The organism is Streptococcus cristatus (assembly GCF_003944225.1).
Taxonomy (GTDB): Bacteria; Bacillota; Bacilli; order Lactobacillales; family Streptococcaceae; genus Streptococcus; species Streptococcus cristatus_K.
On sequence record NZ_RJPN01000001.1, the window covers coordinates 207,290 to 220,222 of the forward strand.

Genomic DNA, 12,933 nt, shown 5'->3' on the forward strand with positions numbered 1-12,933 from the left:
CCCCATCCAAACTCAGTTGACTACTCAGCTGGGTTTGCTTTTTAAAGAACACATATAGAAACAATGACAGAATTTTATTTTTCAGGCACTATTGAGCGCATCATTTTTGAAAATCCCAGCAACTTCTTTCGAATCCTCCTCTTGGATATCCAAGACACGGATTGTGAAGATTTTGATGATTTTGAGATTATCGTGACCGGAACCATGGCCGATATTATCGAAGGCGAGGATTATACATTTTGGGGAAACCTAGTTCAACATCCAAAGTACGGACAGCAGCTAAAAATTTCCCGCTACGAGAGGGCAAAACCAACTAGCAAGGGGCTGGTTAAATATTTTTCCAGTGACCATTTTAAAGGTATCGGGGTCAAGACAGCTCAAAAAATCGTGGAACTCTATGGGGACGAAACCATTGACAAGATTTTAGCTGAGCCAGAAAAACTTAAAGAAATCACTGGCCTTTCTGCCAAGAACCGAGAAGCCTTTGTGGCCAAACTGCAACTCAACTATGGAACAGAGCTGGTCTTAGCTAAACTGGCCGCCTACGGCATTCCCAATAAATTAGCCTTTCAGATTCAAGAAACCTACAAGGAAGAAACGCTGGAAATCGTCGAGCACTATCCCTACCAACTGGTTGAAGATATCCAAGGCATTGGTTTTAAAATCGCTGACCAGCTGGCCCAGCAGTTGGGAATTGAAAGTGATGCTCCTGAGCGTTTTCGGGCTGGCTTGATTCATACCCTCCTGACCCAATGTATGGAAACTGGAGATACCTATTTGGAAGCTAGAGACCTATTGGCTCGTACTATTGAGCTTTTGGAAAGTTCGCGTCAAGTAGAACTAGATCCCAGTCTGGTAGCCGATGAATTGGCTCACCTGATTGAAGAAGACAAGGTCCAAAATGTTGAGACTAAGATTTTTGAAAACAGTCTCTTCTTTGCCGAGGAAGGCATCCGTAGTAATCTGCTCCGCCTCTTGGAAAAAGGCCATCAGGATCGCTTTAAAGAAGAGAAAATCCTCGATGCCATCAGCCAAGCTGAAGATGACCTAGGCATCCACTATGATCAGATTCAGAAGCAAGCCATTTTCGACGCTATCACACAAAAAGTCTTTATCCTGACGGGTGGACCAGGAACAGGCAAAACAACCGTCATCAACGGTATCATCGCCGTCTACAGCCAGCTTCGAGGCTTGGATTTGAAAAAGAAGGCAGATTTGCCCATCCTCCTTGCTGCACCGACTGGTCGGGCTGCTCGCCGTATGAACGAACTGACTGGACTACCCAGCGCTACGATCCACCGACATCTAGGTATGACCGGAGATGATGATACCAGTCATTTGGATGATTATCTGGATGCTGACTTTATCATCGTGGACGAGTTCTCCATGGTGGACACTTGGCTGGCCAATCAGCTCCTCAGCAATATCTCTTCCAATACCAAACTGCTTTTGGTGGGCGATGCAGAGCAGTTACCCTCTGTCAGTCCTGGGCAAGTATTAGCTGACCTACTGCAAATACCGAGCATCCCCCAAACCAAGCTAGAAAAGATTTACCGTCAGAGCCAAGATTCGACCATTGTCACTCTGGCTAGCCAGATCCAAAAGGGACTGTTGCCAGAAGATTTTACTGAAAAAAAAGCGGATCGTTCTTATTTTGAAGCTCGAAATGAGCACATCCCGCCCATGATTGAACGAATTGCCAGCGCAGCTATTCGCAGCGGCATTCCTGCTCAAGATGTGCAAGTGCTGGCTCCCATGTACCGCGGACAGGCAGGCATTGACCAGATTAACAGCCTCATGCAAAATCTCATCAATCCTGTGGAAAAAGACCAGCTGACCTTTGAGGCACCTGACTGCCAATATCGACAGGGAGACCGGGTCATCCACCTCGTCAATGATGCCGAAAGCAATGTTTTTAACGGTGACTTAGGCTATATCGTCGACCTGCTCCCAGCTAAGTACACCGAGTCCAAGCAGGACGAATTAACCATCAACTTTGACGGCAATGAAATTAGCTACCAGCGCAGCGAATGGTACAAAATTCGCCTAGCCTATGCCATGAGCATCCACAAGTCTCAAGGTAGCGAGTTTCCCGTGGTTATCCTTCCCATTACACGAAGTAGCCACCGCATGCTCCAGCGCAATCTGGTCTACACCGCTATTACCCGAGCCAAGAGCAAACTGATCCTACTTGGGGAAAAGTCAGCCTTTGACTACGCTGTAAAAAATACTGGAACAGCCCGCAAAACCTATCTAATTGAACGTTTTGGAGCTGTAGAATCCCCTCAAGAAATTATCCACAACCCTATGGATAACAGCGAACCACCTGTGGAAAACTATATCCTGACGGAGGAAAATATCCTAACAATCGATCCTCTAATTGGGTTGACCGAGGAAGATTTAAAGGGAATTTTTAAATAAGCCTTGACTCCCTTCACTGTTCTGTGTATAATGCTAAAATATGGCTATATGATTAGCCCAAATAACAACTAACTTTCTTCAAAGGAGATTGTATGAAATACAATAAATATTCTACTCTAATAAAGTGGGTACTTGTAGGATGCAGTCTCATTCTATTTGGCACCTTTTCATCAACAAAATCTAGAAATATCAGTGTGGAAACCTTGCGAAAAGAAGGAAAAATTCTTTCTGCAAAAATCTCTGACACCTTCTACAGCCAAGCAATAAAAATTACTCATATTGATGGACCAGTTGCAGAGTTAAAAGAAGATCATAACTCAACCTATTTCTACAAAGTATCTTATATAGATAAAAATGGTAGGGAAAGCGATATTGGCCTGCGCAATGATTCTTCAACTAGCCACTTCATAGATGAACTAGAAAAAGCGGATAATTTAGGAGGAGAACCAAAATGGTTGATTGCCTCAGTACACTCAGCTTCAGGTATTCCTGATTACGCTAAAATCATGAACTCGTATCTATTTAATGATGGAAATAACCAACAACTGAAATACTACATCACTCTCTCTAATGATAAAGAATTTCAAAAAGGTGGAGACGCTTCTTTCACTTTCTTCACCTATATTGGTATATTATGCATTTTGATCGGATTCATCCGTTATTACTTAAGCCACAAAAAATTGACTGATTTTTACAGTCTATATCCCGAATTAAATGGAACGTTGGATCAAATTGAAAACAATGGTGGCTATATTGATCCAGATATTCGTATCTTCTCATACAAGAATCATTTGGTCAGTTATAAATCTATTTTCAAATCATGTGACATGCACGAGGCACTAACAATGTATCACCATAGGTATTCATTCTGGTTTTATATCTTTCCAATCATCAGAAAAAACGAGATTCGGGTTGTGCTTTCAAATGGAAGCGAAAAGAAACTGCCTCTCAGACACCGAAATGTCCCTAAAACAGACCTTGCTTTAACTCGTTTAAAAAATCACATACATGCCAAATTTCCAAATCTTGAATTATAAATAGGACAGCTTACTGAACAGAACCGCACTGCCCCCCAAAAAGTTAGACAGAAAAAACTAACTTTGGGGGGCAATTCACGAACCAAGCCTTTATCTTTATCCAAACCCCGTCACTGTCAGTCCTAACAAGCGAACGCCTCGCAGCTGCTCTTCCAGGCTGTCATAGATTTCATGACTAATCCGCTCAATCACTTCGACTTCCTTCGTTTCTTGCTCCAAGGTCCTCCTTTTGGTCAGGGTTGAAAAGTCAGCATAGCGGATTTTGAGGACAACCGTCTTGCCGGCTTTCTGGTGTTTCTCTAAGCTGAGAGCGACCTTAGTTGCCAAGCGAGATAGTTCTTTTTTTATATCCTCCTCGCCATGGAGCAATTTGGCATAGGTTCGCTCCTTCCCGATCGACTTACGGATGCGATTGGACTTGACGGGACTATTGCTGATGCCACGCGCTTTCCGGTAGAGATCAAAGCCAAAGCGGCCGAACTTATCAATCAAGGTCATTTCTGGTATTTTAAGCAGATCCGCACCAGTATAGACCCCCATATCATGCAGTTTCTCGACACTCTTCTTGCCCACCCCATGAAACTTAGCAATGTCCATAGATGCCAAAAAAGCCTCAGCCCCTTCAGGCAGGATGACTGTCAGACCGTGCGGCTTCTCATAATCACTGGCAATCTTGGCTAGAAACTTATTATAAGAAACGCCTGCCGAAGCTGTCAGTTGCAGCTCATTCCAGATATCGTGCTGGATCAGCTTGGCAATTTTGACTGCGGATTTGATACCCAACTTATTTTCCGTCACATCCAGATAAGCCTCGTCGATGCTCATGGGCTCAATTTTATCCGTGTAGCGCTTGAAAATCTCTCGAATCTGCAAACCAACCGTTTGGTATTTCTCATAATTTCCCGAGATAAAAATCCCCTGCGGGCAGCGCTCGTAGGCTTCCTTGGAACTCATAGCTGAATGAACTCCGAACTTTCTGGCTTCATAATTACAAGTCGAAACCACACCACGTCCACCCGTCTGACGCGGATCACTACCGATAATCACAGGCTTTCCCTTAAGCTTAGGATTGTCCCGCTCTTCGACCGAAGCAAAAAAAGCATCCATATCAATATGAATGATCTTTCGCGATGTATCATTGATTAGCGGAAAAATTAGCATGCTGTCTCCTATAAGTTAGATTAGCTCTTTAGCAAATTTTATCATTTTTAAAGCAAGTTTCAAAGGATTTTTATTCAAAAGCAAGACCGGAAAATGTGAGAAACTTTCTGAAGTACATAAACAAAGTATAAAAATAGGAATTTCAGTATTGGGCAAATTTCTACACAGTAACATTCAAAACAAGGACAAAATAATTCAACTTATCAGCTTCTTTCTACTGTTTTCATTTACTATTTTCAAAATTATAAAACAGTTTGCAATAAAATATCGATCTGTATTATAAAAGAAAGCCTCTTTTAGCACTGAAATTCGTTTGTGAAACCGATTACCTTATGATATACTTTAATTATAAATGTAACAGTTTATTGTTGCTAGAATAAAGAGGAAAATCTAATGGTTGTTAAAACAGTTGTGGAAGCTCAAGATATTTTTGACAAAGCTTGGGAAGGCTTCAAAGGTGAAGACTGGAAAGAGAAAGCAAGTGTTTCTCGCTTCGTTCAAGCCAACTACACACCTTATGATGGAGATGAAAGCTTCTTGGCAGGTCCTACTGAGCGCTCACTCCACATCAAGAAAATCGTAGAAGAAACAAAAGCTCACTACGAAGAAACTCGTTTCCCAATGGACACTCGTCCAACATCTATTGCAGATATCCCTGCTGGTTATATCGACAGAGATAACGAACTAATTTACGGTATTCAAAACGATGAACTCTTCAAATTGAACTTCATGCCAAAAGGTGGTATCCGTATGGCTGAAACAACTTTGAAGGAAAATGGTTATGAACCTGATCCAGCTGTTCACGAAATTTTCACAAAATATGTGACAACTGTTAACGACGGTATTTTCCGTGCTTATACTTCTAACATCCGCCGCGCTCGTCACGCTCACACTGTAACTGGTCTTCCAGATGCCTACTCACGTGGACGTATCATCGGTGTTTACGCACGTCTTGCTCTTTACGGTGCAGACTACTTGATGCAAGAAAAAGTCAACGACTGGAATGCAATCAAAGAAATCGACGAAGAAACAATCCGCCTTCGTGAAGAAGTAAACCTTCAATACCAAGCATTGCAACAAGTTGTTCGCTTGGGTGATCTTTACGGAGTTGATGTTCGTAAACCAGCGATGAACGTTAAAGAAGCGATCCAATGGGTTAACATCGCCTTCATGGCTGTCTGCCGTGTGATCAACGGTGCTGCAACATCTCTAGGACGTGTGCCAATCGTATTGGATATCTTTGCAGAACGTGACCTTGCTCGTGGTACATTTACTGAATCAGAAATCCAAGAATTTGTTGATGATTTCGTTATGAAACTTCGTACAGTGAAGTTTGCTCGTACAAAAGCTTATGACCAATTGTACTCAGGTGACCCAACTTTCATCACCACTTCTATGGCTGGTATGGGTAACGACGGTCGTCACCGTGTTACTAAGATGGACTACCGTTTCTTGAACACTCTTGACAATATCGGTAACTCTCCAGAGCCAAACTTGACAGTTCTCTGGACTGACAAACTTCCATACTCATTCCGTCGCTACTGTATGCATATGAGCCACAAACACTCTTCTATCCAATACGAAGGTGTAACAACAATGGCTAAAGACGGATACGGAGAAATGAGCTGTATCTCATGCTGTGTATCACCACTTGATCCAGAAAACGAAGAACAACGCCACAACATCCAGTACTTCGGTGCTCGTGTAAACGTTCTTAAAGCTCTTCTTACTGGTTTGAACGGTGGTTACGATGATGTGCATAAAGACTACAAAGTATTTGACATCGATCCTATCCGTGACGAAGTTCTTGAATTCGAATCAGTTAAAGCGAACTTTGAAAAATCACTTGACTGGTTGACTGACACTTACGTAGATGCTTTGAACATCATCCACTACATGACTGACAAGTACAACTACGAAGCTGTTCAAATGGCCTTCTTGCCAACTAAACAACGTGCTAACATGGGATTCGGTATCTGCGGATTCGCTAACACTGTTGACACATTGTCAGCTATCAAGTACGCTACAGTTAAACCACTCCGTGACGAAAATGGCTACATTTACGATTACGAAACAATCGGTGAATACCCACGTTGGGGTGAAGATGACCCACGTTCAAACGAATTGGCAGAATGGTTGATCGAAGCTTACACAACTCGTCTACGTAGCCACAAACTTTACAAAGACGCAGAAGCTACTGTATCACTTTTGACAATCACATCTAACGTTGCTTACTCTAAACAAACTGGTAACTCACCAGTCCACAAAGGTGTATACCTCAACGAAGATGGTTCTGTGAACTTGTCGAAACTTGAATTCTTCTCACCAGGTGCTAACCCATCTAACAAAGCGAAAGGTGGCTGGTTGCAAAACTTGAACTCACTTGCTAGCCTTGACTTTGGTTACGCAGCTGACGGTATCTCATTGACAACTCAAGTTTCACCTCGTGCTCTTGGTAAGACTCGTGACGAACAAGTGGACAACTTGGTAACAATTCTTGATGGTTACTTCGAAAACGGTGGACAACACGTTAACTTGAATGTTATGGACTTGCAAGATGTTTACGACAAGATCATGTCTGGCGAAGATGTTATCGTACGTATCTCTGGATACTGTGTAAACACTAAATACCTCACTCCAGAACAAAAAACTGAATTGACACAACGTGTCTTCCACGAAGTTCTTTCTATGGATGATGCACTTAGCTAAGCCTCTTTCCTAATTATAAAACCAGCTGAAAATCAGCTGGTTTTCTTTTGCTTTGGAGAGATAGCTTTAAGCATTTGTGTTATAATAGAGTTATTGTGAAATGAAAAAGGGGATATAATGGCTGAGAAAATGTCTACAGATGAAAAAAATCTTAATCTGGCCGTTGATGTTATCATGCTAGCTGGGACCTTGCTATTACAAAGCGGCTCAGAAATTTATCGGGTCGAAGACACCATGATCCGGATTGCCCATTCGCAAGGCATCATGGACTGCAATGCCTTAGCCATGCCCGTTGCCATATTCTTTTCAATTGAAAATACTAATATTTCTCGAATGAAGCGAAATATCCATATGAACTACAATATCGAGAAAGTCTGCGATGTCAATCAGGTTTCTCGGCAACTGGTTAGTGGAGCCATCAATCTGGAAGAAGCGCTTGAACAACTAAAGGAACTTAAAATAAAAAAACTTCCTTATAGCAAAAAAGAGCTGATTACGGCTGCCACACTCAGTGCTCCTTTCTTTTCTATCATGTTCGGTGGAAATTTCTACGATGCTCTTGGAGCCGGCATCGCGACTCTGTTTGGCTTCTCTTTCTCTCTTTATGTCGATAAATATATTCGAATTCCTTTTGTTTCAGCCTTTGCTGGAGCTTTTGTCTTCGGATTATTAGCCCAGATTTGGGCTCACTATTCGGGCTTCGATTCAACAGCAGACTTGATCATCGCAGGAGCTGTTATGCCCTTCGTCCCAGGAATCGCTCTGACCAACTCAGTTAGAGATATCATGACCAACCATATCAACTCTGGAATGAGCAAACTATTTGAATCGCTTCTCATTACCCTTGCTCTCGGTGCCGGTACCTCTGTCGCCCTCATTCTTATGAAATAAGCCTATGACAATCTTGACCTTCTTACTACAAGCTCTGGCCAGCCTACTGGCTATCATCACTTTTCTAATCGTTCTAAATGTCCAGCGTAGTATGCTGATTCCTGGCGGAGTTTTAGGAATGGCTACTTGGCTACTCTATCTCTTGCTCAAGGGACCGACCAATGTCATCATTGCAACCTTTGTAGCTGCTATCATTGGTTCCTGTGCCAGCCAAATCCTCAGCATCATCTACAGAACGCCAGCTGTCGTCTTTATTTTGGCTATTCTAGCGCCTCTAGTACCCGGATATATTTCTTACCGGACAACTGCTTTCTTTGTGACAGGTGATTACAGTCATGCTATGGTCAATGCTACCTTGGTCGTCATCCTAGCCTTGGTCATCTCTATCGGCATGGCTAGCGGGACGGTTGTCTTAAAGATTTATAGCTACCTGAAGAAACATCCTCTTCACTATAAAAAATGAGAGTGGGACAGAAATCGGTAATTCGTTAGAATTCGATTTCGTCGTCCCACCTCCGCACAGTTGAGTAGGGCTGTAAAAACTGATGAAATCAGCCTAGTAGAGCCCACTCAACCACTGCGGCTTGCTCGACAATCCAAAGACAATTGAGAGGCTAGGACTTTTGTCCCAGCCTCATTTTTCTTTACGCATTTTGGTTAGAATTTCCTTAGCTTTTGCCTGATTAAATTGCTTCTCTTTGAGAAGTTCTGCAACAACAGCTGCAATCTCATCTTCCTGAGCACCTGCCAATAAAGCTAGAGATTTGGCTTGGAGCTTCATGTGGCCAGCCTGAATTCCCGTGGTCACCAGCGCTCTTAAAGCCGCAAAATTTTGCGCTAAGCCGACAGAAGCGATAATCGAAGCTAATTCTTTGGCTGTCGGTTGCCCCAATAAATCAAAACTGGCGACGACCATTGGATTAAGTCCAATGGAACCTCCCTTAGCCGCAACCGGCATGGGTAAAGTCAACTGGCCATAGAGTTTTCTTTCCTCTAGATTAGTCTCCCAGTTACTCAATCCTTGATAACGGCCATCACGAGCAGCATAGGCATGGGCCCCTGCTTCAATAGCGCGCCAGTCATTACCTGTCGCCAAAAGAACTGCATCAATCCCGTTGAAAATCCCTTTATTATGCGTGCTGGCCCGATAAGGATCCTGCTTTGCGAATTGACTGGCTAAAGCGATTCTTTGAGCAGTTCGTTCAGCTTCTGCCTTGTCTCGACTGAGTGAGTGGAAATCAATCTCACAAGAGGCTGTTACAAGCGCTTCAGTCGCATAGTTAGACAGGATGGCCATCAAGCTCTGTCCACCTGTTAACTCCTCTAACCGTTCTTTTAGGGCTTCTAGCATTGTATTAAGGATATTGGCACCCATGGCTTCCTGAGTGTCCACGACAAGGTAGACAACTAGAAAGTCCGTCTCTCCCTCCAGGAAATCCGTTCTCAAATCACGCGCCCCACCTCCTCGCTTGACGATGGAAGGATGGGCTTGATTTGCCAATTCTAATAAAGCTGACTTCTCATTTTGGATTTGCTCTAAGGCTTTAGCTACATCGGGCACATCATAGAGTGCGACCTGCCCAACCATCTGCCGATTATGAATCTTGGTCTTGAAACCGCCGTTGCGCTGAATGATTTTTGCTGCAAAACTAGCAGCAGCAACGACAGAGGGCTCCTCTGTTGCAAAAGGTACCTGATAAACCTGCCCATCTATAAGAAAGTCTGGTGCAATCGAATAAGGCAAAGCCAAAACAGAAAGCACATTTTCACTCATTTGATTGGCAGTCTCCAGCGGTAAATGGCTTTGATTAGCAAGGTTTTGCCAATTCTCAGCCTGGAGTAGCTCATGGGCTTTCAGAAACTCTAGTCGCTCTGCAGGCGTTTTTTTAGAAAATCCGGTCCAATTTATTTTCATGATGATTTCTCAACTTTGATATACTTGCGCTGGTGTTGATCGATTTGAACCAAGGCGTAAACTTGGTCATCGTAGTCAGAAAAAACAGCTGAGCCGTTTTCATCCAGCTGAGCTTCTGCAAAGAAAAGCTCTTCATAAGCAGCAACTGTCAGTTCTTGACGTTGATTTAATTTCTCCAAACGATTAGTCGTCAGCTGTTTCTCATAACCTTCTACCAGATTGGCACTAAAAATCTCGGCCACAGCGCCACTCCCATAACTAAAGAGAGCAATCTTGTCACCAGCCTTAAGATTTTCAGAGTTTTCTAAGAGGGACAAGAGCCCCAAAAAGAGGGAGCCTGTGTAGATATTCCCGACCTTTTGGCTATAGAGAATAGACTTGTCAAAGTTTTCTTGCAGGCCTTTTTGCTCCTCCTGAGACAAGCTTTTATCCATAATTTTATTCAGCCCCTTAAGCGCCAATTTGGGATAGGGAAGATGAAAACAAACCGCTGCAAAGTCTCCCAAAGCTAAACCATGACGTTTTTGGTATTCGTTCCAAGTCGTCTTGAGGCAATCCAGGTACTGCTGGGTTGAATAAACACCATTGACGTAAGGAGTCGTAGAGTAATTTGGCCGCCAGAAATCCATAATATCACGAGTCTGAGCCACATTATCTTCATTGAATTCAAGGATGCGTGGATTTTTACTGATCAACATAGCGACAGCGCCTGCACCTTGAGTCGGCTCGCCTGGCGTCTCTTTCCCATATTTGGCAATGTCGCTAGCGATAACCAAGACCTTGCTTTCTGGATATTGTCTGATATGCAGCTTGGCATAGTCTAAAGCAGCAGTTGCTCCATAGCAGGCCTCTTTAATTTCAAAGCTACGAGCAAAGGGCTGGATGCCCAAAAGACCATGAATAAAGACCGAAGCCGCCTTGCTTTGGTCGATGCTAGACTCTGTTGCGACAATGACCATATCGATGACCTTCTTGTCCTCGACAGTCAAGATTTGCTCAGCCGCTGCTGCGCCCAAAGTGACAATATCCTCAGTTAAAGGAGCAATGCTGATCTCCTTCATCAATAATCCCTTGCTGAGCTTGTCGGGATCAATGCCCCGCTCCTCAGCCAGATGATCTAATTTCAAAACATAATTGCTAGTCGCAAAACCGATTTGATCGATTCCGATTTTCATCATAAAGACCTCATTCAATTCATTTGATAGCTAATAGTATTCAGACATTATTTTACCATAATTAAGGCTAAAACTCTTTTAAAAACCATTTTTTAAGCTCAAATCCGACTTGAGACGGAGAAAGCTCATCATCAAAAAATGAGAGAAACTCAATTTTTCAAATTCAGTTTCCCTCATCAGTCTATTCCCAATTTTGAGCTGGCAAGTTTAGGGTTTTAAGGATAAGCATCCGCCCATGAATTCCCTGAAATCGCTCTTGTTTTTTTCTTTATAAACAGTCCGAAGCAAGTCCTACTTCCGCTTCCTTGCAATCAAGTGAATCGGTGTTCCTTCAAAGACAAAGGCCTTGCGGATTTGATTTTCTAAGAAACGCAGGTAAGAGAAGTGCATAAGCTCTTCTTCGTTGACAAAGATGACAAAGGTTGGCGGTTTGGTCGCTACCTGAGTCGCATAAAAAATCTTGAGACGCTTGCCCTTGTCAGTCGGCGTCGGATTAATCGCGATAGCATCCATGATGACATCATTGAGTACCGCTGATGGAATTCGGGTATTCTGACTCTGACTGATTTGCTTAATCATGTCCGGCAGCTTATGGAGACGCTGCTTGGTTAGGGCAGAGACGAAGATAATCGGCGCATAAGACAAGTACTGGAACTGGTCGCGGATATCTTCTTCCCAGTCTTTCATGGTATGGTTGTCTTTTTCCAGCGTATCCCACTTATTGACGACGATGATCATCCCTTTTCCTGCTTCATGGGCAAAGCCAGCGATTCGCTTGTCGTACTCACGAATTCCTTCTTCAGCATTCAGCACCATCAGAACGACATCTGAGCGATCAATCGCCCGCATAGCCCGCATAACAGAGTATTTCTCCGTATTTTCATATACCTTGCCCGACTTGCGCATACCAGCCGTATCGATCATGGTAAATTCCTGACCTTCACTGTCCGTAAAGACCGTATCAATAGCATCGCGCGTGGTACCAGCCACTGGACTGGCAATGACCCGATCCTCACCTAAGATGGCATTGATCAAGCTAGACTTGCCGACATTAGGCCGGCCAATCAAGCTAAACTTAATCATATCAGGATTTTCAACCACTTCCTCATGTGGAAGATTTTCAACGATAGCGTCTAGAACATCCCCTGTACCAATCCCATGGACAGAAGATACTGGAAATGGATCGCCCAAGCCCAGAGCATAGAAATCATAGATTTCATTGCGCATTTCAGGATTATCCACTTTATTAACCGCTAAAATAATCGGCTTGTGAGTCTTATAAAGCATCCGAGCCACATACTCGTCCGCATCAGTGATACCTTCCTTGCCAGACACGACAAAAACGATAACATCAGCCTCGTCCATAGCGATTTCAGCTTGGTGCTTGATTTGCTCCATAAAAGGCGCATCAACATCGTCAATTCCGCCTGTATCAATGATACTAAACTTACGATTCAGCCAATCTGCCGTCGCATAGATGCGGTCACGAGTAACCCCTTCCACGTCTTCCACAATGGAAATCCGCTCACCCGCAATCCGATTAAATAGCGTTGACTTGCCGACATTGGGACGGCCGACAATGGCAATAGTTGGTAAAGCCATGTTTTTCCTCTTTCATTCTTTG

9 protein-coding genes are annotated in these 12,933 nt (G+C 43.4%); 5 read left to right on the plus strand and 4 right to left on the minus strand.

Annotation, left to right across the window (positions count from 1 at the left end):
* Positions 1–63 precede the first annotated feature (63 nt).
* Positions 64–2,421, plus strand: coding sequence for an SF1B family DNA helicase RecD2 (recD2, locus tag D8797_RS01145; RefSeq protein WP_125378938.1), 2,358 nt, complete (start codon positions 64–66; stop codon positions 2,419–2,421).
* Between the two features lie 92 nt (positions 2,422–2,513).
* Entirely contained in the window at positions 2,514–3,458 is a 945-nt protein-coding gene (locus D8797_RS01150; protein ID WP_125378939.1) for a hypothetical protein, read from the plus strand.
* Positions 3,459–3,554: 96 nt separating this feature from the next.
* Here D8797_RS01150 and dinB read toward each other — a convergent pair whose 3' ends face one another.
* Entirely contained in the window at positions 3,555–4,619 is a 1,065-nt protein-coding gene (gene dinB, locus D8797_RS01155) for a DNA polymerase IV (protein WP_125378940.1), read from the minus strand.
* A gap of 393 nt (positions 4,620–5,012) precedes the next feature.
* On the opposite strand from dinB, the gene pflB reads away from it, so the two are divergent.
* From pflB to D8797_RS01170, 3 genes are all read left to right on the plus strand, one after another.
* A complete protein-coding gene (gene pflB, locus D8797_RS01160; RefSeq protein ID WP_125378941.1) occupies positions 5,013–7,328 on the plus strand; it encodes a formate C-acetyltransferase in 2,316 nt (771 codons plus the stop codon).
* Between the two features lie 117 nt (positions 7,329–7,445).
* Entirely contained in the window at positions 7,446–8,219 is a 774-nt protein-coding gene (locus tag D8797_RS01165) for a threonine/serine exporter family protein (protein ID WP_125378942.1), read from the plus strand.
* A gap of 4 nt (positions 8,220–8,223) precedes the next feature.
* Positions 8,224–8,682 carry a threonine/serine exporter family protein gene (locus tag D8797_RS01170; protein WP_045498515.1) on the plus strand — a complete coding sequence of 153 codons (459 nt, stop codon included), beginning with the start codon at positions 8,224–8,226 and terminating at the stop codon, positions 8,680–8,682.
* Between the two features lie 171 nt (positions 8,683–8,853).
* Here D8797_RS01170 and D8797_RS01180 read toward each other — a convergent pair whose 3' ends face one another.
* From D8797_RS01180 to der, 3 genes are all read right to left on the minus strand, one after another.
* Complete coding sequence (locus D8797_RS01180; protein ID WP_125378943.1) at positions 8,854–10,134, minus strand: hydroxymethylglutaryl-CoA reductase, degradative; 1,281 nt, start codon at positions 10,132–10,134, stop codon at positions 8,854–8,856.
* The gene (locus D8797_RS01185; RefSeq protein ID WP_125379198.1) at positions 10,131–11,309 is read right to left on the minus strand and encodes a hydroxymethylglutaryl-CoA synthase; all 1,179 of its coding nucleotides are present in this window, start codon (positions 11,307–11,309) and stop codon (positions 10,131–10,133) included. The genes D8797_RS01180 and D8797_RS01185 overlap by 4 nt, the downstream gene beginning before the upstream one ends.
* Before the next feature lie 291 nt (positions 11,310–11,600).
* Positions 11,601–12,911 carry a ribosome biogenesis GTPase Der gene (gene der, locus D8797_RS01190; RefSeq protein ID WP_048765864.1) on the minus strand — a complete coding sequence of 437 codons (1,311 nt, stop codon included), beginning with the start codon at positions 12,909–12,911 and terminating at the stop codon, positions 11,601–11,603.
* Positions 12,912–12,933: the final 22 nt, after the last annotated feature.